We start from the raw sequence: 21,389 nt of genomic DNA on the forward strand, positions 1-21,389 counted from the left end.
TTTTATCAGTGCGCCCATGACGGCGGCATCTTTCAACTCGGCAAGACTATTCGGCTCCATGGCGCGCGGCCTTGCGCTTCCGCAATGGCTGACGTGGCCGGCGGTCGGTTTCGCGCTGCGCACGACGACCGCATCACTGGTGGCACTCTACATCGCCTTCCTGCTCAATCTGGACGATCCGAAATGGGCGCCGATGACGGTCTGGATCGTAGCCCAGTCAAGCCGCGGCATGTCGCTCTCGAAAGGTCAGTACAGAATCCTGGGCACGGGCATCGGGGCCGTCGCCGCGGTCACGATGGTCGCGCTTTTCGCGCAGGTGCCGGAGCTGTTCGTTCTGTCGCTCGCCCTATGGCTCGGGCTTTGCACGGCTTTTGCCACGGGCTTGCGCAACTTTCGCGCCTACGGCGCGGTGCTTGCCGGCTATACGGCGGCAATCATCGCCTTCGATTCCATCAGTTCGCCGCCGGAGGTCTTCGACATTGCAATCGCGCGCGTGATCTACATCGGCCTCGGGATCATGACGGAAGCGGTCTTCACCACCATTTTCGCTCCCGGCGCGCCGCTGCAGGAGACCCAGGGCCGTCTGGCGACATATCTTCGTCAGGTCGCCGATCTTTGCGCCCGGGCGTTGCGCGGCCAGGCCAACACTGCCGGCTTCCAGCGACTTCTGACCGGCGCGCTCGAACTGGACGCCGCCGCGGAATATGCGGCGGCCAGCTCCAGTTCCGTACGCAATCGGTTCGGTCATTTGCGCGGCGCCACCGTCGCAATGCTCACTCAGTTGGCCGTCGCGCAGTCTCTGCGCGAACATCTCGCAGCGCGACCGGATCTCGATGATCCTCTCGTCGGGAAAACCGCAGGCCTGCTCGACACGATCGGCTCCGCGCCGAAGATCGATCCGGACACCGTTGCCGCGTTGCGGGCGGAGGTCCGGGCCGCTCTCTCCGAAGCGGTCCGCAGCTCCGACGACGGGATTCCGCCCCGGCTGCCGATCCTGGCTCACCTCGACAGGCTGCTGGAGGGGGCGCATGATGCACTTGTGCGTCAGGCTCTGTTTTCGAACGAGAAGGCGCCATCCTCTCGGCTCAAGCTCTCCTTTCACGTCGATCATCTCCTCGCCCTTCACAACGGCATTCGCACCTTTGTCGCCATCGTCATCGGATCGTGGTTCTGGATCGCAACCGCCTGGCCGTCCGGCCCAAGCTTCATCGTTATCCTCGGCGTTATCTGCGCCCTGTTTGCGACCCGGCCCAACCCGGTGGCCGGCGGGATGGGCTTCCTGAAAGGCGGGCTGGTCGCGGTGCTGGCCGCCGCCCTTTGCAATTTCGCCATCCTGCCGATGCTGTCGGACTTTACAGAGCTGGCCGTCGTCATCGGCATCATCATGTTTGCAACGGGCCTTGCCATGCGAAACGCTCGCACCGCCGCTCTGGCGACGAGCTTTGCCTTTCTGTTCCTGGATCTGGTCGGGCCTGACAACACCAGCCGAGCCGATGCGGCATCCTTTCTCAACGGCGCGTTGGCGCTGCTGCTCGGCGTCGGAGCGGGCGTTCTCGTCTTCATGCTGCTGTTTCCATCCAATTTGCCGGCAAAGAGGCGGCGCCTGCAGCGCGCAACGCGGCGCGACCTGGCGGACATCGGCCGGACGCCTTATCGCTGGACAAGGGAGCATTGGCTCAGCAGGACGGTCGACCGACTAAGCGGGCAAGCCGCGACCAACGCCGGCGTTCCGGAGAAGCAGGCCGAAGGAGACCTGCGGGGAATGCTCGCCGCGCTCACGATCGGCGAGGCGGCGATCACGCTGGCCGAACTGGCAAGAGAGCACCCTCGCCTCTCCAAACCGCTGAATGCCGTGCTGCGCCGGCTCGGTCGCGGCGATCCGGCGGGCCTCGCAAAAGTTTCGCGCGACGCCGCCAACCATCTTTCCTATTGGATCAACGAACCCGACGCCCCGGCACGCCACACCCTCATCCGCGCGGCGACACAGCTGGATGCCGTCGCCTCGGCCGCATCAAACCATGCCGATTTTCTGAGCGGGAAACGAGCCGCCTGAAAACGTCATGCGCTCTCGGTGTCGGCCGTCGGGAGGGGATCGGTCGAGGCCCGCTTCCGCTGTGCCGAGCCAAGCATGATGCGTTGAACGCGGCTCGTCAGCGGTTTTTCGACACCTTTGAAAAGCGCCAGGGCAAATACGGCAGCACCAAGCGTCGCGACGACGACAAACAGGCCGAGAGGAAGAGCCCCGCCGACGAGTTTCACCCAGATCGCGCGCATTGGCCTTAGAACAAAGGGATGGGCGAGATAGAGGCTATAGGAGGCATCTCCCAGTGCAACGCCCCAAAAAACGAGCCGCTTTTGCGGCAAGACAGGACCGATTGCAGCCGCCAGAACGAGTAAAGCCGCGGGCAGGCCGCTCCGCAGGAATTGCGGCAAGGCCGCATCGTCCCAGGGCACGGAGATGCGTATGAAGCCAAGGAAGCCGACGGCCATCAACCCGAGCGCCGCTCCGCCTCCGATCCTCACGCCGCTGCGGAAAATCAGGGCGACATAGACGCCGAACAGGAACTCCAGGATGATGGGGCTTGTCCAGAAAGCGATCTGGACATGATTTGGATCGACGAGATTCCCGACGAGCGCCATGCCGACCATGAGCACCGACAGCCATACCACGCCCAGCCTTATCGGCAGCAGGAGCGCGGCTGCGAAGAACACATAGAACAGCATCTCGTAGTTCAGGGTCCAGCCAAGCGCGAGCACCGGCCTGACCTCGTCGACGCCGCGTCCGGACGGGATGAAGAAATAGGATGCCAGCACATGGGACACCGAGCCGATCGGGACCGTGAGCAGCGAGGGCGCCACGAGCGCGCCAAGCAGCATGACGCTCGTCAGCAGCCAATAGAGCGGGATCACGCGTGCACAGCGCCGCAGGAAGAAGCGCCGTGGAGCGCCGCTCCTGCCGAACTCCGATGCGGCCGTGTGGGTCATGATGAAGCCGGAGAGGACGAAGAATATGTCGACGCCGAAACCGAGATTCCACGCGGAGCCATCGACCGCCGCTCGCCCTGTCGCTCCGGCCAGCGTCTCGGTTTCGTGCAAGGCATGCGCGACGACGACGGACAAAGCTGCCAGCGCGCGCAGCACCTGGAGGTTCAGGAGCATGTGAGGTGAATTGCCGGCATCGCTGCCCGCCTTGCGGCCCTCAACTATGTCCCTATAAAACCTCACCAGAAATCCCAGCAGAATTTTTCTTGGATCTCCTTGATATACCGAACGCTCTAACAACTCGTCGCCGCGCGCATAAGGCACCGGTGCCGCTTCAAATCATGGTTAGTCTTGAGTTAAGCCTGCGGATGCTTAAGCGGACGCCAGGATGACGTGCGCCTGAATTTTGGCGGAAACCTCGCCGCTGCCGTGCCTGTCGGCGATCGCGGATGCAGCATAATCGGTTGCGGCTTCCAGCCTTCCCGCTTCTCTCGCCTCGATTTCGTTGCGAAGAAGAGTTCCCCGGCAATAAGCAATGGCTGGGAGGCGTGGCGAGGAGGCGCGGCTCCGCTCGGCTTTGGTTTCGATCACCACATCAGAGAAACCGGCGCTCTCCAGCTCGGTGCGGATCAGTTCCTTGTCGTGATAGCCATGCGGCGTCCGCGCCAGAAAGCGCGGGGGATCATCCGGAAAAATCCTCGCGAGAGCGTTCGTGACGTCATCCGCGAAGATGTTTTCCTCGATGCGATCCCATACGTTGAACAGAAACCATCCTCCCGGCTTCAGGACTCGCCTTGCTTCGCGATAAGCCGACAAGCGGTCCGGAAAGAACATCGCGCCGAACTGGCAGCAAACGAGATCGAAGGCCGCATTTTCAAATGGAAGCGCCAGGGCATCCGCCTGCCGCCACGTTATGCGGTTATCCGGAGCCTGCCGTGCAGCAGCATAATCGAGCATAGGTTGGTTGAGGTCGGTGACAACATAGCTTGCATTGGCGGCTAGCCTGGGCGCCAATGCTCGGGTGACGGCCCCGGTGCCGGCGGCAATTTCCAGGACGGCCCCTGGCGCCAGCAATGCCGCCCGCCGCACAAGATCGGCGGCAAACGGCTCGAAAATCAACGGCACCATGTAGCGGTCGTAGTTTTCCGGAATCGAGCCCGCGAATACCCTGTCCGTCTCCAACATCGCCATCACCCGCCACGCGCCTGACAGCTTTTTGTTTTAGCACATGGCAGCCGGTGCGTCATTGCGTCTCCGGGAGCGCATCGCACCGGGCCGATGCGTCAGCCCGCTTCGCCGCGCGCAAGCACATCCAGAAGCTGGCTGGTATTGTCGATCGAGAACTGGACGCGCTCGCCCGGCCAGACCGACTCGGAATAGGAGATCGGCGTGCCCTTGAGATCGACGTCCACCTTCCTCAGCGCCACCACCGGCTGGGACATGGACTGGCTGAGCTGCTTCGCCTCCTCGCTCGTCGGCAGACGGACGATGATGTCAGTGCGCAGGCGGATATAGTCGGGTATGCCGTATTCGGCCAGAATGACGGTCACGCTTCGACCGCTGCGCCGCGCCTCGTCGAACCCCGGAAAACGGCGAACAGGATAATAGGCGTGTGAATAGTTGATTGGCTCCTCGTCGGCGAAACCCCGTCTGACGATGTGGTAGACGGGCTCGCCATAGGGAAGCCGCAGCGCTTCCGCGATCGCCTCGGAGGCCGGAACCACTTCTTCGTGGATGGCCTGCCCGAGCGGCTCCCTGCCCTGATCGAGAAGGTTCTGCGAAAAGCGCGTGCGCTCCGACAAGCGGTAATCGAGGCGGCTGTCCCGGACAAAGGTTCCGCGCCCTTGCTCGACCAGCACGAGACCGCGGCTTTCGAGACGGGAGATGGCACGCCGGATGGTATGACGCCCGACGCCGAAACGTTCCATCAGGTCGGTTTCAGTCGGAAGCTGTGCCTTGGGCGACAGGCGGCCGGTCAGAATATCCTCGGCAATATCGCTCTCGACCTGTTGCCATTGCCCGTGCAGCGACTTTTTCTCCATGCCTGCCTTCCGAAATCACCATGTCATTCGAATGTCATATATCGGCTACAGCATCGCTTTTCAATCTCCACCCTGCCATCGAGATCCAACAAACGGCCGCTAAAGTCAATTTCATCATTAAACTCCTCGCATTTAGCCACGGTCCTGTTCATATGGGTGTCATTTGCCATCGCTAGATAAATATTCGGATGTTTTATTATTCATTCGGATATTGGGGATAAAGATGGTAGGGCTTAATCGTCGTCAATTTATCGCGGGCACGACCGCAGTCATCGGCACATCGATCGCCATGGCCGGTAAGGCGCGGTCCGCCGACGCGGCTATCGAGATCTCGAGCACCTGGGGCGCTGACAAGCCGTTCCAGAAGGTTGTCGATGCCTTCAACGCAAAGCAGCTCGGCGTGACGGTGACAAACCGTTTCGACGGCGATTATGAAGCCGTGACCGCCAAGGCTGTCGCCAGCATTGCCGCAGGCCGTCCGCCGGCCATGATGGTCACCGGCTGGAAGTTCGGCTATTTCGCCAAGCGCACGCTTGCCGCACGCGATCTGCGCGAGATCGATGCCGCAAAGGCGGAGGCAATTCTCGCCAATTTCCGCTCGTCCGTGCTGCCGCTGGTCACCATCGACGGCGCGGTCATCGGTCTCCCCTGGGCCATGTCCACGCCGATCACCTACATCAACAGCGAGATCTGGAAGGCGGCCGGCCTCGACCCGAACCTGCCGGAAACGCCGGATACGACATGGCTTTACGAGAGCGCGCGCAAGCTCGATGCCGCGCTCAAGGGCAAGCACCCGACCTACCGCTCGCCGCTGTCGCTCTCCAACAACGAATGGACGAGCCAGTCCTTCATCCAGAATGCAGGCGGCTTCATCATCGATCCGGACGGCAAGCTGGCTCTGAACAGCCCGGAAGCGATCGCCGGCATGAGCGAATATTGCGCCCCCGCGCACGAGGGCCTGTGGCTGCCCGTCAGCGACAAGGAACAGACGGCCGCATTCCAGTCCGGCGCTCTCGCCATCTGCACGACCAGCTCGACGGCCGCCGTCACCTTCCCCTTCGGCGCGGCCAAAGCCGTTACGACCAAGTTCCCCGGGCTCGGCGGTCACGCGCGCAAGATGAACAGCGGCGGCAACTTCCTCGCCGTCTACACGCACAACAAGGAACAGGCGGAAGCCTCGCTTGCCTTCCTCGAATTCTGCGCCTCGAAGGAAGGCCAGGCGCTCTGGTCGCAGACCGGCTACCTCAATACGTCGGTGCACGACATTCCGCTGATCAACGAATACATGAAGCCCGCGGCCGCACAGCTGACGGATGGCCTGACCGCCGAGACGATCTGGCCCGGCAAGCGCGGCCTCGAAGGCCAGGCCGTATGGCGCAAGTGGGTTTCGCGCATGCTGCTCAAGGAAACGACCGTTGCCGATGGCATCAAGGGCGCTCACGACGAGCTGGCAGGACTGATCCAGGCATAGGCCCAGCATCATGCCATTCCGTTTCAGATCGCTGGCCCCATACCTGTTCGTGGGGCCGGCCGTTCTTTCCGTGACGATATTCCTCTACGGCCCGCTGATTGCTTCGATGTTGCTGTCGGTGGTCGACTGGAACCTGCTGTCGGCAGACATTCGCTTCGTCGGCGTCGACAACTACGCCTCCATTTTCGACAACCCCGATTTTCGCATGGCCGCGTGGAACACGCTGCTCTATTGCATCGTGCTCATCCCGGCCGAGATCGTCATTCCGTTGATCTTTGCCGTGATGCTGCATTCGGTGCGCAAGAATCCGCTGCAGGGGCTTTACCGCGGCAGCCTGTTCCTGCCGACGATCGTGGCCTATTCGGTCGCGGGCGTTGCCTGGTCCTGGCTGTTCAACCCGGTCAACGGCCTGTTCAACGAGGTCCTCGGCCATTTCGGCTTTCCGCCGTCGCGCTGGCACACGGATCCTAATCTTGCGCTTCTCTGCGTCAGCCTCGTGACCTTCTGGAAGACCTTCGGCCTCAACATGCTCCTATGGCTGGCGGCGCTGGCAAACCTGCCGCATCAACTACGCGAGGCATCGCAGCTCGATGGCGCCGGCTCGACACGGCATTTCTTCAACATCAGCCTGCCGCTGATGACGCCGACCGCCTTCTTCATCAGCGTCACGACCTTCTTCCATGTGCTTGACGACATCGTCGGCATCATCGACGTGCTCACCCATGGCGGACCGGCGGGCAGAAGCTCGAGCCTGCTGTATTTCCTGTGGCAACAGGGCCTGCTGTTCTTCCAGTTCGGGCCGGCCAGCGCCGTCGCCGTCATCATCATCGTTCTCGTGCTCGCCGTCACATGGCTGCAGTTTCGTGTCAGCGAAAAGCGGGTGCACTACAGATGAGCGGCATCGGCCATAGACTTCACAGGTTGCTGCTTCATATCGCGCTTCTGGCAATCTGCATCGTCACCGTGTTTCCGCTGGTCTGGATGGTGTCGGCGGCCTTTACGCCCAATGACATGATCATGGCGAAAGCTCTGCGCTTCTGGCCGGAAAACCCGACGCTGTCGAATTTCACCACCGCCGCAAGCCGCCATCCGATCTGGATGTGGCTGTGGAACTCCATGCTCACTTCGACCCTCATCACCGTCGGAAAGCTTGTTCTTTCCGTACCCGCGGGTTTTGCCTTCGGGCGGCTGGAGTTTAGAGGGAAACAGGCGCTGTTCTGGTTCGTCATCGCCACCATGTCCTTTCCGAACGTGCTGGCGATCATCCCGACCTATATCGCCGTGGTGAAGCTGCAGGCCTTCAACACCTACGGCGCGATGATTGTCCCATCGATCCCCTATATCGGCTTCTACGTCTTCTACATGCGGCAGGCGTTTCGCTCGCTGCCCGCTTCGATATTCGAGGCGGCCCGCATCGACGGAAGCGGCCTCTGGCGGCAATTCATCGAGATCGGCGTTCCGAACGTCATTCCGGCAATATCGGCCCTTTCGGTCATTTCCTTCATGGGCGCCTGGAATATCTATCTGTGGGGCCAGCTTGTGCTGGATGACGCTTTCAAGAAGACGCTGACGACCGGTATCGCGTCCTTTGCCGATCTTGAAGGCGCCGACCGCGCCTGGGGGCCGCTCATGGCCACGAGTTTGCTGTCGATCGTGCCCGTTCTTCTGATATTCCTGCTGGCGCAGCGTTTCATCGTAGATGCGCTGGCGCCCGGCATTGACGACAGATAGGCAAAGCATGCCCCGTGTAATTGTTATCGGATCGGTCAATCACGACCGCATATGGCAACTGGACGCACCGCTGGTTCCGGGCGGGCGAATGCAGTTTTCGTCCCGCACGACCCGGCTCGGCGGCGGCGCCTTCTATACCGGCCAACAGCTTCTGGAATTGGGAGCCGACGTCGCCATCGTCTCGCGGCTGATGCAGGACGAGCAGGGAGAAGCGGCGCTCCAGTCACTCAGAGCATCCGGCTTCGACACGGACTACATAACGATGGCCCCGGGAGAGACGGCGCCGCTGGAAATATTCCTCGAACCAAGCGGCGAACGAACGATCATAGGGCCGAGCGGGCGTTCCCAACCGCTCACGGCCGCCGGAAATCTGTCAGGCGCGGGCGTCTACATCAATGCCCTCGCCCTCGCTGCAAGTCTTGTCGATCAGATCAGCCTCCAGCCGCTCGTCCTCTCGCAATTTCCGCTGCGGCCGGCGACACCGCGCCCGGCCGACTATGTCATCTCCTCCCGCGACGACGTTCCCGACGATCTTACCCTTGCCTGGCGGCGCGCCGGCGAGATCGCCGGTTCGCGCCTGAAGATGCTCGTGCTGACCGATGGCACCCGCCCGATCACCCTGTTCGACGGCTCGGCGGCCATCGAAGTCGAACCGGCGGCAAAGGTCGATACGGCAAACACCATCGGCGCCGGCGACCGGTTTGCAGGCTCTTTTCTGCTTGCCTTGCTGGAAGGGCAGCCGCCAGCCGCGGCAGCGCGCGCGGCAAGCCGGACCACGGCGGAATGGCTACGCCGGCGCGGCGACTGAAGAGCCGGCGCCGCTTCAGAAATCTCCTTAGGCAAGCCAAAACGTCGTGGACAATTCATTCGAATGATTATAGTAGTCATTCGAATAATTCAGGCGAGTCCTCGCCGATCCCAGACGAACCCTAAGGCCCAAGGAAAAGATGATGACTGAGGAGAAGACCGGCAATCCGGTCAGCGCATCCTACGATCATGCGCAGGCGCTGGAAATTCTCGCTGCCGCCCGTCCGGCGAACATAAAGGCATCCGCCGAAAAGGTGCTCGACACGCTCGGCGAGGTCGACGTTATCGTGAACCGTACCGGCCTCGCGATGCTGCCGCTCATCGATACCGTTCGCAGCACCGCCTTTCATCTGGGCGAAGTCCTGGTGTCCGAAGCGCATATCCGCGTGCCGGATCGCGCCGTGGAAGGCTACGGCGCGGTGGTTGGCCGGGATCTCGAACATGCCATGGCGATGGCTGTCATCGACGCGGCGATCACCGCTGGCCATCAGGCCGATCTCATCCTTGCACTCCTCGATAGCGAACGGCTTCACCAGAAGGAGGAAGACCGGCTGCTGCTGCAGAAAGTCGAGGCGACCCGCGTACAGATGGAGACATTCTGACCATGGCGCACAATCTCCTGCCCACCCTGGACGACACCCGCACAAACGCCACCTTCGACGAACTCCTGTGGGCGCTGAGCCGCCCCGGCCAGCTGCGTGAGCTGCCTGCCGAAGGCTTCTGGCCAATTGCCGAAAGCCTGCTCGATCGCGAATGCAGCTTCCATGTGACGAACGATCCCTCGCTGGATCAGAGGATGATCGCAACCGGAGCGAGACGGATGCCGCTTGCCCATGCGGGCTACGTCTTTTCCGCCATCGACTCCGCCGAGAACGTCGAAGCCTTGTCGGCATTGCAGATCGGCAGCCTCCTCTATCCGGACGATGCCGCGACCCTGTTTGCTCCCGCGCGTTTCGGCTCCGGGCAACGGCTGCGTCTTTCCGGCCCCGGCATCAAGGACAGCCTCACGATCGAAATCGGCGGCGTCGATCCCGGCTTCTGGCAGATGCGCGCAAAGGCGATCCGCTATCCGCTCGGCTGGGATCTCTATCTCGTCGACGGCAAACGCCTGCTCGGCATTCCCCGTTCCACGAAAATCGAGGTGCTCTGATGGCCTATGTAGCAACCCGTGGCGGCGAATACGCCATCGACCAGGCGGAGCGGCTTTTCCGCGCCGATCTCGGTCCGATCACGCGCGAGCGTGTCGAGGCCGTGCGGACCGGCCTTCCCTATCTCATCGACCGGCTGATGGGCGAAGCATCGCTTTATGAGCCCGATCTCGCGGCTTTGGCGCTCGCCCAGGCCGGCGGCGATCTCTACGAGGCGATCCTGCTGCTGCGCGCCTACCGGACGACGCAGCCGCGCATTGCCGTCGCCGAGCCGGTCGACCAGCCGGATCTCTTCACCGTCCGACGCATCTCGGCCGCCTTCAAGGATATTCCGGGCGGCCAGATATTGGGGCCGACGCTGGATTACTCCCATCGTCTGCTTCAGGTCGAGGTGCTGCAGGGCGAGGACTACGTGCCGGAAGCGGTGATCCCGGCCGCCGAACCGGCGCCGGCGACCCAACCGTCGCTCACCAGCTGGCAGAAGGCGCAGGGGCTCATTCCCGATCATCCGGTCGAGACGGTCGCGCCCGATGAAATTCCGGACCTGACGCGCGAGCCTCTGCTCTTTCCAGCCGCTCGCGCCCACAAGCTGCAGAGCCTGGCGCGGGCCGACACCGGCGGCACGCTGGCACTCGGCTATGCGACGATGCGCGGCTACAGCGCCGTGCATCCGACGGTCAACGAGCTGCGTCTGGCCTACGCCCCGGTTCGCCTGCGCCACCCATCGGGTACGATCTTCAGCGCCGGCCGCGTCCGCGTGAGCCAGACCGAAGTCATCTCGAAGTCCAGGGAGCTGCAACTGGGCTTCTCGGCGACTTTCGGCTGGAACGAGGTGAAGGTGATCGCGGCGGCAACGCTCGATCTTGCCTCCAGCCAGCCCAATCCACATCCGGCCTCCAACGAGGAGTTCGTTCTCTATCACACCGAGCCGGTCGAAAGCTCCGGCTTCTGCATCCACTTCAAGCTTCCGCACTATGTCACGTTCCAGTCGACTCTGGATGCGCTGCGCCGCGTCAAGACGGACAAGGACGCCGCCGCCGCAAAGCCGGCCGTTGCAGAAAAGCTTGCCTCGCAACAGGAGGAGGTCGCGCTATGAAACTTCAGGAATTGACCAAGCCCTGGATGGCCTTCAACTACGGTTTTCTCGATGAATCCGCCAAGCGCGAGATGCGCCGCCGCATTCTGAAGGCGGTCGCGGTGCCCGGCTATCAGGTGCCCTATGCCAGCCGTGAAGTGCCGATCGCGCGCGGCTGGGGAACAGGCGGACTGCAGGTGACGCTGACGCTGCTCAAACCGACCTCCGTCGTGAAGGTCATCGACCAGGGGTCCGACGACTCGGTCAACGCCAGCAGCATCCGCAAGTTCGTGGCGCGCGTCGGCGGGGCCGTGGAAACGGAAGACACGATGGCCGCGACCATCATCCAGTCCCGTCACCGCATTCCCGAGGAAAAACTGCGCGACGATCAGATTCTGGTGCTGCAGGTGCCGAACCCCGAGCCATTGCGCCCCGTCCAGCCGGATATGTCGGTCGCACGCGAAATGCATGGCGATGCGGATTACGGGCAGCTCTGGCTCGTGCTTTACGAACAGCTCGTCAAATCGGGACGGATCATGCAGGGTTCGAGCTATCCGAGCATGGTCAACGGCCGGCATGTGATGACACCCTCGCCCATTCCTCGCTGGGATGTGCCGAAGCTCAATCAGGCCGACCACCTGACGATCCTCTCGGCCGGCCGCGAAAAGCGCATCTTTGCCGTGCCGCCCTATACGCGTGTCGAGCCGCTGGTTTTCGACGACGTGCCCTACCGCGTCGAGGATCACCAGGACAAGACCTGCTATCGCAGCAACGTCACCGGCTTCTTCATGAACGAACTTCCGCAGGATGACGGCTCCTCGCAATACGAATTGTCCGACAGCCATTTCGGCGTGAAGCACATCCGCAAGTCGGAGGCCGAAACGGTCGAGATCGGCGAAACCTGGTACAACAATGGAAGGATGGACTGATGGCCGCGCTCGATCCCATTCAATCGGCGGAGCTGACCCGCCAGCCGCCGCGGCTGATGCTGGCCGAACCCATCCTGACGATGCGTAACATTGCGCGCAACTATGGCGACGTCACCGCCCTCGGCGGCGTCGATGTGACTGTTTATCCGGGCGAAGTCCTCGGCATTGTCGGTGAATCCGGCTCCGGCAAGTCGACGCTTCTCAGAATGATGAATCTCGAGGATACGCCGGACACGGGAACCTATACTCTTGCCCTGCCCGGCCACGAAGGCCGCAACCTCTTCACGCTCGACCGCTTCGAGCGGCGGATGCTGCGCGCGCATCATATCGGTATCGTCTACCAGAACCCGCATCTCGGTCTGCTGATGAACCACACCAGCAGCGGCAATGTCGCCGAACGCCTGCTGATTGCCGGCAACCGCAATTTCGCCGAGCTGCGCGAACGGGCCCGCCAATCGCTCGATGCATCGGAATTTCCGATCGAGCGCATGGACGCCCGGCCGAACGAGCTCTCCGGCGGCATGCAGCAGCGCGTGCAGCTTGCCAAGGCGATTGCGCTGGAGCCCGCCGTGCTGCTTCTCGACGAGCCGACCACCGGCCTAGATGTCAGCGTCCAGGCGCTGGTTCTCGACACGCTGAAGCGGCTGCAGCGTGAGCGTTCCATCACCATGGTTCTGGTTTCGCACGATCTCGGCGTCATCCGCACGATGGCGGACAGGGTTATGGTCATGCGGCGCGGCAGGGTCGTGGAACAGGGTCTGGCCGACCAGATCTTCCAGGATCCGCAGCACGCCTACACGCAACAGCTCGTTCACGCCAAGCTTTGAGGGAAACGCAAGAGATGAATATTCAAGTTTCCGCCCGGCAGGCTCCGCCTCCGGTGCTGCGCGTCGAGGGCCTTTCGAAGCAATTCGAAATGCATCACCTCAAGCGCACGCTGTTTGCCTTCGAAAACATCGATTTCGAACTGAAGGCAGGCGAATTCATCCTGCTGAAGGGCGAGAACGGCGCAGGCAAATCGACGCTGCTGCGCACGCTCTACCGCTCCTACCTGCCGCGTGCCGGCCACGTCTACTATCACACGCAGGAGGGTGTCATCGATCTGGCGACGGCCGCCGATGTCGATATCGCCGTGCTGCGCCGCCGCGAAATCGGCTTCGTCACGCAGTTCCTCAATGCGCGCCCGCGCGTCGCGGCCGAAGAAATCGTCGCCGAGCCGCTGAGGCTTGCCGGCAGGTCGCATTCCGACGCCCTGGCGGAAGCCCGTCGCTGGCTCGATGCCTTCGGTGTCAAGAGGCAGCTCTGGTCGGCCTATCCATCGACATTCTCCGGCGGCGAACAGCAGAAGGTCAATCTGGCCCGCGCCCTCATCCTGCCGCAGCGCCTTCTGCTGCTCGACGAGCCGACAGCCTCGCTCGATCATGCCGCCCGCCGGGCGCTGGTCGAAAGATTGGCGCAACTCAAGGCGTCCGGCGTTGCAATGATCGGTGTCTTTCACCACCCCGAGGATGTAAAGGCATTGATCGACCGGGAGCTTCATCTGGAAGCCATCAAGATCGAGGACGAGCAAGACGATGTGGCTGAGTAATTTTGAAATTGTGCTGGAGGACCGCGTGATCGAGCGCGGCGCCGTCAGGATCGCGGATGGAGTGATCACCGACATCAGCGAACGCCCCGTCGAAGGGGCTGACATAGATGGCCACGGTCGGCTCCTGCTGCCCGGCTTCGTCGATATGCATGGCGACATGATCGAAAAGGACGTGGAGCCGCGCGTCAACGTCCGTATGCCGATCGAGCTTGGTGTCTACGATCTCGACAAGAAGCTTGCCGCCTGCGGCGTGACCACGGCCTATGCGGCGGTGGCCTTTACGCCCGCCACCTACGGCCATGTCCGCTCCGTCGACCATACGCGTGCGATGATCGAAACGCTTGCATCGATGCGGGAGGAACTGCTGATCGACCATCGCGTCCATGGCCGGTTCGAGGTGACTTTTCTACCTGCCGTGAAAGAGGCAAAGGCGCTGATCGACGCCGGCGCGCTCCACCTGATTTCGCTCATGGACCACACGCCGGGCCAGGGACAATACCGGGATATTGAGCTGCATATCGCCAACACGGCAAAGGCAAAGAAGATCAGCGAGTCTCAGGCAGCGGAGCTTGTGAAGCAGCGCATGGCCGCACGCAGCGAGCATGGCGACAGCATGGACATCATCAACGGCCTGGCCGAACTTGCCCGCGAGAATGACGTGGTGCTGGCCTCGCATGACGACGACACCGTCGAGAAGGTGGTGCTCCTGCATAGCCTGGGCGCGGCAATCAGCGAATTTCCAATCAATGTCGCGGCGGCGGCCGAGGCCAAGCGGCTGGGATTGGCGACGGCGATGGGCGCGCCGAATGCGCTGCGGGGCCTTTCCTATTCCGGCAATCTTTCTGCGCGGGAAGCCTATGAGGCGGGCGTGCTCGATATCCTTGCGAGCGATTACCATCCATCGGCCATTCTTCCGGCTGTCATCGCCCTTGCGGAAATCGGCACCGGCGGTCTTCCCGCCTCCACCGCATTGGCAAGCGCCAATCCTGCAAAGGCGCTCGGCCTCCATGACCGTGGCCGGATCGCCAAAGGGCTGCGCGCCGATCTTCTGATCGCCGAGCGCGGCCGGGTGCCGCGCCTGCGCACCACGATCCGTGGCGGCAAGATGGTCTGGTCCGACGGCTCGATCAAGGGCTTCTGAGCCGGAAGGCAGGGGCGGCTGGCACTTTGCTTCCATGCACAGCACCTGATCGTCAGCCAAGGGTATGGCAATGACGCAGAGTCATTGCCGCATGACCCCTTCTCCTCTCGGGGAGAAGGAGTGTGCGGCTACGGTCGTCGGCGGGAATGTATTTCCCTCCCCCTGACTGCCTTCCTCACATCGCCTGCTGCGGATGCGGCGTTCCCTCGTAGGCGCCCCAGATCGATTGATCGAAATTGATCGTGGCCCCAGTCATCAGCCCGGATTCCTCGGACGACAGGAAGGCGACGGCGCGTGCGACCTCGGCGGGGTCGACGAGCCGGCCGAAAGGTTGCTCGGCGGCCGCCTTCGCCAGCCAATCCTCCGCTGCGCCATGATATTCGCGTTGAATGCGGTCCTCGCCATCGCTCGACATCCAGCCGATATTGAGGGCGTTGACCCTGATGCGGTTCCGGAGCAGCGAGAAGGCCGTATTTCGCGTCAGCGTATCGAGCGCGCCCTTGGACGAACAATAGGCGCTGATGAAGGGCTGACCGGCCATCGACGACATCGAGGAGATGTTTACGATCGTGCCTTCGATGCCGTTGGCGATCATGTTCTTGATCGCATCCTGCATCAGGAAGAACGGTGCGCGCACATTGACGGCGAACATCCGGTCGAACAGATCCGGATCGGTATCGAGAATGGTGCCGCGATCGGTAATGGCGGCGACATTCACCAAAGCATCGATACGGCCGAATTTTTCCACCGCTGTTTCGATGACCTTGCGGCAATCCTCGACCCGGCCGAGATCGGCCGTCACGAAGGCAACCGGTATGCCGTAGCGTTCGCCGATCTCCCGTGCCTTGGCTTCGCCCTTGGCCGTGCTGCGGCCGCAGATCGTCATGCCCGCCGCTCCGCGTTCGGCAAAGAGACGGGCGACTTCCGCACCCAGTCCCTGCGTACCGCCGGTCACGACCGCGAATTTTCCATCCAGTCGGCTCATCGGATCCTCAAGCCTCCCTGCGTGCGGCATGGGCGGCAATCAGCTCGGCAAACTTTCCGGCATCCGTTCCGGCATCGATCGCCTCGGCCATGATCTGCGCCTGCGTTTTCGGTGCAAGTCCCCCGACCGGCGGATCGCTGTCGAGATTGGTCGGGAAGGCATAGCCCTCTGCGGTCGATGCGATCACATTGGCCGCCTCGGCACGGCTGAGCGCGCCTGCCTTGAAAGCGGCCAGAAGCGCGGGATAGGCCGTCACGGACATTCGGCTGCGGTTGACGCTCTCCATCGCCCGCCCGAAGGCCGATGACACCTGCAGGAGGTTGGCCATGCGGTAGATGTCTTTCGAGACATTGTTGCCGGCGCCATGCATCACGGCCGGATTGAAGAAGACGGCATCGCCTTTCTCAAGCGGCAATTGAACATGATGCTCGGCAAAATAGGCCTGGAACTCCGGCCGGCCAAAGGCGATGTAGCCCTCGAAGAAGGTTTGCGAATAGGGCAGGAACAGCGTCGGACCGCTTTCGAGCGGCATGTCGCAATGCGCGACCGCGCCCTGCAGCGTCAGCAACGGCGAAACGGCGTGGATATGGCCGGGATAGGCCTGCATCTGCTGCGGCGACATAAAGCCGAGGTGATAGTCGCGATGCGGCTTCTGCGCGGTGCCGCCCGGATTGACCCGGTTCATCTGCGCCGTCATCTGATAGCCGACCCCGAGCCAGGCTTCCGACACCATGGCGACGGCGGTGGAGGCATAGTAACGCGCAAAATTCTCTGGGTCCGCCAGGCAGTGCTTCTCCAGCACGTTCCAGATGCGGTCATTGGCGCCGGGCTTGGCAAAGTGATCGCCGGCACCCTTGCCCTTCTCTTTCTCCTCGCGGACGATGGCTTCGAAGACGGCGGTCGCGCGATCGACAACGGCCGTATCGGGCATGGCATTCTTGATGACGACGATGCCGGGACCGGAGGTGAAAGCCTCGACCCACTCGGCCATCAGGGCGCGGCGCTCGTCTTCATTCCCGGCAGCACTGCGAACCCTGTCCCCGTCATAGATGAGGATATTCTTCTCGATCCCCGCAGCCAAAGGCCAGTCCGCCGGATCGGCGGTCTTTTCGACCAGGCTCTTGAAAGTGCTGAAACTGCCGCAATCGGCCGAAAGCCAAACCTTCTGGCTGCGCCGGCTGGCGAGCGTCTGAGCGTCCATAGTGTTCTCCTCCCAAAGTGACGTTGGACTTATGAGATTGATCGTAGTCTCGGCACGGCCTATGAGAAAGATGCGAAACACCTCAAAAACACCTCAGAAAGAGCCGCCTTGAAATCGCGTTTCCCATTGAAAGACATCGCGCTGCAGGCCGGCCTCAGCCTGGCGACGGTCGACCGGGTCATGCATGAACGCAAAGGCGTCCGCGCCGTCACCAGAGCACGGGTCGCGGCGGCGATTTCCGAACTGGAGCGGCAATATGTGCAGTCGGGCCTTGCCGGACGGCGTCTCGTCATCGATGTGGTGATGGACACGCCTCAGCGCTTCTCGGCCGCCGTCCGCGAGGCTTTCGAGGCCGAATTGCCCGGTATGCGCCCGGCGTCATTCTCTGCACGCTTTCATGTGGCCGAGACGATGAGCGAGCAGGAGCTTCTGTCGATCCTGCGTTCCATCCGTCGGCGCGGCAGCCACGGCGTCGTGCTCAAGGCCGCCTCCACGCCTGCCATTGCCGAGCTGGCCGCCCAGCTCATGGCGGCAAAAATCCCTGTCGTCACGCTCGTCACCGATCTGCCGGAAAATTCGCGCATCGGCTATGTCGGCATGGACAACCGCGTGGCAGGAGCGACATCAGCCTATCTGCTCGGCCGCATGGCCGGAGCACAGGCAGGCAAGATATTGGTGACGCTATCGAGCAGCCTGTTTGCCGGCGAGGACGAGCGCGAACGGGGATTTCGTCACGTTCTGGCGGAGCGCTTCCCCCATCTTTCGGTCGTGCGCGTTTCCGAAGGCTTCGGCGTCGACCGCACCACGGAACTGCTGGTCCGTGACGCGCTGGCGCGCGAACCGGAAATCCGTGCGGTCTACTCGGCCGGAGGCGGCAATCGCGCCATACTGAAGGCCTTCAGCGATGCCCGGCGCGAATGCACGGTCTTTGCGGCGCATGATCTCGATCAGGACAATGTCAGGCTTCTCGCCGCCGGCGAGATCACGTTCGTCATTCATCACGACCTCCGCCACGATGCCCGCAGCGCCTGCCAGCTCATGCTCGCCTATCACCGGATGCTGCCGGCCGATTTCAAGGTGGCGCCGTCTCGCGTCACGATCGCAACCCCGTTCGAACCGGCGCATTGACCGGCAACCGCAGGACCGTCCTGAACACGCGGCCACAGGACTACCGCGACAGCGTCCCGTCGACCATGATCTGAATTCGCCCGAGGCTGCAACGCTCCACCCTGGCTTCGATCCCATAGACGTCGGCGAGCAATTGCGGAGTGACGATCTCCTCGGCTCGGCCGTGAACCTTCAGGCTACCGTCCTTCAACACCGCGACGGAATCCGCATATCGAAGCGCAAGAGGGACGTCGTGAAGAACAGCGATGACGATCGTACCGCGCTCACGCGCAAGCGCCGTAGTGCATTCCATGACATGAATCTGGTGCTTGAGGTCGAGGGCGCTTGTCGGCTCGTCGAGCATCAGAATCTCCGGCCGGCGCACGATCGCTTGCGCAAGGGCGACGATCTGGCGCTGGCCGCCGGAAAGCTCCGAAAGCGGAAGCATGGCAAGCTCGTCTGCTCCGAGCCTGGCAAGGGCGTCATAGGCCTCCCGCATGGCTGCCTGTCGTCCGATCATGCCGCTGCACGCGCTCATCACCGCTTCGATCACGGCCAGGCGAATGCCCGGCGGCTGCGATTGCGGCATATAGGCGATCCTCTTGGCGCGCTCGACCCTTGGCAAGCGGGCGAGGTCGACGCCGTCGAAAACCACCTGCCCCGAGGCGGAACCAAGCCCGGCAATGCCGCGCAGCAATGTGGACTTGCCGGCCGCGTTCGGCCCGAGCAGCGCCAGAACCTCGCCACGCGGAACCGGCCCAAGCGAAAAGGAGCGGACAATCTTTTTCCGTCCGTAGGCAACGGTGAGGCCGCGGATGACGAGGCCAGCCTTGTCATCCGTCATCGGCTCGGCTTCCCATTGAAAATCAGGGCGACGAACACGGGCACACCGACGAGTGCCGTGACGATGCCGACGGGCACGACGAGCCCTGGCAGAACGATTTTGCTCGCAATAGAGGCAAGGGAGAGCAGCAGTGCGCCGATCAGCGCACTGGCGGGCAGCGCAAACCGCTGATCCTCGCCCACCAGGAGCCGTGCGATATGCGGGCCGACAAGGCCAATGAAGCCGATCGTGCCGACGAAAGCGACCGCCATGGCCGACAGAAGGCTCACTCGCAGCAAAGAGAGATAGCGCAGCCTGACGACATCGATGCCGAAGCTGATTGCCCGCTCCTCCCCCATGCGCAATGCCGTCATCTGGCCGGCAGAGGCAAACGACAGCGGCATGATGACGACAAGGGCAATCGCGAGAACGGCAACCTTGTCCCAGTTGGCCCGCGCAAGGCTGCCGACCGACCAGAAGACAAGCTGCTGCAGCACATCCTCGGTCGCGACCAGCTGAAACAACAGGATCACGGCATTACAGCTGAAGACCAGCGCGATCCCCAAAAGCACCATGGTTTCCATGCTGGCAGCCCGCAGGCGCGAGAGAGCATCGAGCAGGAGCACCGAACCGAAGGCGAAAACGAAAGCGGCAAGCGAGACCAGCCAGTTATAGGGCAGCCAGGAAAGCGCCAGATGGAAGACGATGATCGTCGATGCCCCGAGCGCCGCCGCCGAGGCGACGCCAAGGGTGAAGGGACTGGCCAGGGGGTTGTTGAGAATGACCTGCATTTCCGCTCCGGCGAGCGATAGCGATGCTCCAACAAGCACCGCCATGAGCGCGAAAGGCAGGCGAACGTTCCAGATGATGACGCGATCGGTGGGAGACAGCTCCGCCGAATGGAAAATCCCGTGAAGAAGGTCTGCCGCACTCATGCCGGACGAGCCCGTAACGACATCATAGCCGAACGATATCAACAGAAGTCCAAACAGCAGGACCATGATGGCCAGACGCCGGACCACGAGGCTGCGATAGGCGACCTGTGTTTCGGCAAAGCCGGCGGTCTCGCCGGCATCCGGCCTGTTCCCGGAAGCTACCGGAGCATCCATTCACCAAGATCCCGTCAATTCGTGGCGCTGGGATCGACCCAGTAGGTGCCGGTGTTGTCGATGGCCAGCAGCGATTTTGCCATATCCTGCTGTGTCTTGGCTGGGTCGATATCCTGAAACAGCTCGGGATGAATCCACTTCGCCAAAGCCTCTATGGCGACGATGTTGTAGGGGGAATTGTAGAAATCGTGCCAGAGGCCATATGCCTTGTGATCGCGGATCGCTCCAAGTTCCTTGAATTCCGGACGGGCAAGAACGCTTTCGAGGCTCTTTTGCGCCGCCTCCTTTTCCACGCCCGCGCCCAGCAGCAAACCGGGAGAGCGGTTGCCTGTGGCAATATAAATATCCGGATCGGCATGGAGGACATATTCGATGGCGACATCGCCAATGGCGCCCGGCACGACGCTTGCCGCGATGTTGCGCCCGCCAACTGCGGAAACGAACTGTCCAAGGCCGCCATTGCCTGTCGTGTGACCCGCAGCCTGCCATACGCCCGCCAGAAGTTCGACGAAGACGCTCGGCTTCCGCTCGTCCTTCAAGGCTGCGACGCGCGAGGTGATCCGGTCGAGATGCTGGGCATAGAAATCGGTGAACTGCTTTGCTTCGGCCTGACGTCCGATCGCCTCGCCGATCGCGGCAATGCTCTTCGGCGTGTTCTCGATGGGGGAGACACGGAAATCCACGTAGAGAACGGCGATACCTGCCTGCGCCAGCGTATCCGCGATCGGACTATGCGCCTTCGGCCCCTCGCCCGCGACGCTGAAGATCACGAGATCGGGCTTGAGCGCAAGGATGGTTTCGACGCTGACGCTCACTTCCGAAGTCTCGCCGATCACGGCGATATTGGCGACGTCGGGAAATTTCTTTTTGTAGGTTTCGAAGCTGTGCGGATCGAGCTTGCGCAGATCATTCTGCCATCCGACGATCCGCTGAAACGGATTGTCGCGATCGAGCAAAGCCAGCGCGTAGCTGAGCCGGCCCTCACCCAGCACGATGCGCGAGACATGGTCGGGCACGTTGACCTTGCGGCCAAGGATATCCGTTACTTCGGCCGCATGCGAAATCGCCGGCAAAACCAGACCGATCGATATGACGGCAAGAACACGCAGAGCCCTGAACAGCGCGCTGGCAATCGTCATCGAGAACTCCTTGGTGATTTCCAAAATGATTAAAGTGGCTGTGCAAGCCGGCCAGTTGCGCGAAGCGGAATGCTCCGCATCGAGCCCATGCCAGCCGGATCAAGCGTCTCT

21 protein-coding genes are annotated in these 21,389 nt (G+C 62.3%); 13 read left to right on the forward strand and 8 right to left on the reverse strand.

Features of this window, described 5'->3' with window-relative positions; genetic code table 11:
* Window positions 1-16 precede the first annotated feature (16 nt).
* Window positions 17-2,053 carry an FUSC family protein gene (locus GR212_RS06330; protein ID WP_163985607.1) on the forward strand — a complete coding sequence of 679 codons (2,037 nt, stop codon included), beginning with the start codon at window positions 17-19 and terminating at the stop codon, window positions 2,051-2,053.
* 5 nt (window positions 2,054-2,058) lie between these two features.
* Here GR212_RS06330 and GR212_RS06335 read toward each other — a convergent pair whose 3' ends face one another.
* The 3 genes from GR212_RS06335 to phnF form a co-directional block, all read right to left on the reverse strand.
* On the reverse strand, window positions 2,059-3,225 hold the full coding sequence (locus tag GR212_RS06335; protein WP_348643447.1) for an acyltransferase family protein: 1,167 nt from the start codon (window positions 3,223-3,225) through the stop codon (window positions 2,059-2,061).
* 129 nt (window positions 3,226-3,354) lie between these two features.
* Window positions 3,355-4,167 (reverse strand): class I SAM-dependent methyltransferase, encoded by an 813-nt coding sequence (locus tag GR212_RS06340; protein WP_163985608.1) that lies wholly within the window; start codon window positions 4,165-4,167, stop codon window positions 3,355-3,357.
* A 98-nt stretch (window positions 4,168-4,265) separates the two neighbouring features.
* Window positions 4,266-5,024, reverse strand: coding sequence for a phosphonate metabolism transcriptional regulator PhnF (phnF, locus tag GR212_RS06345; RefSeq protein WP_163985609.1), 759 nt, complete (start codon window positions 5,022-5,024; stop codon window positions 4,266-4,268).
* 223 nt (window positions 5,025-5,247) lie between these two features.
* Between phnF and GR212_RS06350 the strand changes: the two genes are divergently transcribed.
* The 11 genes from GR212_RS06350 (at window position 5,248) to GR212_RS06400 (ending at window position 14,914) form a co-directional block, all read left to right on the forward strand.
* On the forward strand, window positions 5,248-6,495 hold the full coding sequence (locus GR212_RS06350) for an extracellular solute-binding protein (RefSeq protein ID WP_163985610.1): 1,248 nt from the start codon (window positions 5,248-5,250) through the stop codon (window positions 6,493-6,495).
* Between the two features lie 10 nt (window positions 6,496-6,505).
* Entirely contained in the window at window positions 6,506-7,390 is an 885-nt protein-coding gene (locus GR212_RS06355) for a carbohydrate ABC transporter permease (protein WP_163985611.1), read from the forward strand.
* The gene (locus GR212_RS06360; protein WP_204326279.1) at window positions 7,387-8,226 is read left to right on the forward strand and encodes a carbohydrate ABC transporter permease; all 840 of its coding nucleotides are present in this window, start codon (window positions 7,387-7,389) and stop codon (window positions 8,224-8,226) included. Before GR212_RS06355 ends, GR212_RS06360 begins: the two co-directional genes overlap by 4 nt.
* Before the next feature lie 7 nt (window positions 8,227-8,233).
* A complete protein-coding gene (locus tag GR212_RS06365) occupies window positions 8,234-9,034 on the forward strand; it encodes a PfkB family carbohydrate kinase (RefSeq protein ID WP_204326280.1) in 801 nt (266 codons plus the stop codon).
* 139 nt (window positions 9,035-9,173) lie between these two features.
* Entirely contained in the window at window positions 9,174-9,635 is a 462-nt protein-coding gene (locus GR212_RS06370) for a phosphonate C-P lyase system protein PhnG (protein ID WP_246725695.1), read from the forward strand.
* A gap of 2 nt (window positions 9,636-9,637) precedes the next feature.
* On the forward strand, window positions 9,638-10,183 hold the full coding sequence (gene phnH, locus GR212_RS06375; RefSeq protein WP_163985613.1) for a phosphonate C-P lyase system protein PhnH: 546 nt from the start codon (window positions 9,638-9,640) through the stop codon (window positions 10,181-10,183).
* On the forward strand, window positions 10,183-11,277 hold the full coding sequence (locus GR212_RS06380; protein ID WP_163985614.1) for a carbon-phosphorus lyase complex subunit PhnI: 1,095 nt from the start codon (window positions 10,183-10,185) through the stop codon (window positions 11,275-11,277). The genes phnH and GR212_RS06380 overlap by 1 nt, the downstream gene beginning before the upstream one ends.
* On the forward strand, window positions 11,274-12,185 hold the full coding sequence (locus tag GR212_RS06385; protein ID WP_163985615.1) for an alpha-D-ribose 1-methylphosphonate 5-phosphate C-P-lyase PhnJ: 912 nt from the start codon (window positions 11,274-11,276) through the stop codon (window positions 12,183-12,185). The genes GR212_RS06380 and GR212_RS06385 overlap by 4 nt, the downstream gene beginning before the upstream one ends.
* Window positions 12,185-13,012: an ATP-binding cassette domain-containing protein gene (locus tag GR212_RS06390; RefSeq protein WP_163985616.1), complete on the forward strand. Its 828-nt coding sequence runs from the start codon at window positions 12,185-12,187 to the stop codon at window positions 13,010-13,012. The genes GR212_RS06385 and GR212_RS06390 overlap by 1 nt, the downstream gene beginning before the upstream one ends.
* Window positions 13,013-13,026: 14 nt before the next feature.
* Window positions 13,027-13,773: a phosphonate C-P lyase system protein PhnL gene (locus GR212_RS06395; protein ID WP_163985617.1), complete on the forward strand. Its 747-nt coding sequence runs from the start codon at window positions 13,027-13,029 to the stop codon at window positions 13,771-13,773.
* On the forward strand, window positions 13,760-14,914 hold the full coding sequence (locus tag GR212_RS06400; RefSeq protein ID WP_163985618.1) for an alpha-D-ribose 1-methylphosphonate 5-triphosphate diphosphatase: 1,155 nt from the start codon (window positions 13,760-13,762) through the stop codon (window positions 14,912-14,914). The genes GR212_RS06395 and GR212_RS06400 overlap by 14 nt, the downstream gene beginning before the upstream one ends.
* A 175-nt stretch (window positions 14,915-15,089) precedes the next feature.
* On the opposite strand, the gene GR212_RS06405 is transcribed toward GR212_RS06400, so the two are convergent.
* Both GR212_RS06405 and GR212_RS06410 read right to left on the reverse strand, forming a co-directional pair.
* Window positions 15,090-15,899 carry an SDR family oxidoreductase gene (locus tag GR212_RS06405; RefSeq protein ID WP_163985619.1) on the reverse strand — a complete coding sequence of 270 codons (810 nt, stop codon included), beginning with the start codon at window positions 15,897-15,899 and terminating at the stop codon, window positions 15,090-15,092.
* Window positions 15,900-15,906: 7 nt separating this feature from the next.
* Window positions 15,907-17,100 carry a phytanoyl-CoA dioxygenase family protein gene (locus tag GR212_RS06410; RefSeq protein WP_163985620.1) on the reverse strand — a complete coding sequence of 398 codons (1,194 nt, stop codon included), beginning with the start codon at window positions 17,098-17,100 and terminating at the stop codon, window positions 15,907-15,909.
* Between the two features lie 108 nt (window positions 17,101-17,208).
* Between GR212_RS06410 and GR212_RS06415 the strand changes: the two genes are divergently transcribed.
* Window positions 17,209-18,228, forward strand: a complete 1,020-nt coding sequence (locus GR212_RS06415; protein WP_163985621.1) for a substrate-binding domain-containing protein — start codon at window positions 17,209-17,211, stop codon at window positions 18,226-18,228.
* Between the two features lie 40 nt (window positions 18,229-18,268).
* On the opposite strand, the gene GR212_RS06420 is transcribed toward GR212_RS06415, so the two are convergent.
* From GR212_RS06420 to GR212_RS06430, 3 genes are read right to left on the reverse strand one after another with little or no spacing between them, the layout of a single operon-like run.
* The gene (locus tag GR212_RS06420; RefSeq protein WP_163985622.1) at window positions 18,269-19,051 is read right to left on the reverse strand and encodes an ABC transporter ATP-binding protein; all 783 of its coding nucleotides are present in this window, start codon (window positions 19,049-19,051) and stop codon (window positions 18,269-18,271) included.
* Window positions 19,048-20,139, reverse strand: coding sequence for a FecCD family ABC transporter permease (locus GR212_RS06425; RefSeq protein ID WP_163985623.1), 1,092 nt, complete (start codon window positions 20,137-20,139; stop codon window positions 19,048-19,050). The genes GR212_RS06420 and GR212_RS06425 overlap by 4 nt, the downstream gene beginning before the upstream one ends.
* A 14-nt stretch (window positions 20,140-20,153) precedes the next feature.
* Window positions 20,154-21,278 carry an ABC transporter substrate-binding protein gene (locus GR212_RS06430; protein ID WP_163985624.1) on the reverse strand — a complete coding sequence of 375 codons (1,125 nt, stop codon included), beginning with the start codon at window positions 21,276-21,278 and terminating at the stop codon, window positions 20,154-20,156.
* Between the last annotated feature and the right edge of the window lie 111 nt (window positions 21,279-21,389).

The sequence above is a fragment of the Martinezella lusitana genome (assembly GCF_010668395.1).
Lineage (GTDB): Bacteria > Pseudomonadota > Alphaproteobacteria > Rhizobiales > Rhizobiaceae > Rhizobium > Rhizobium lusitanum_A.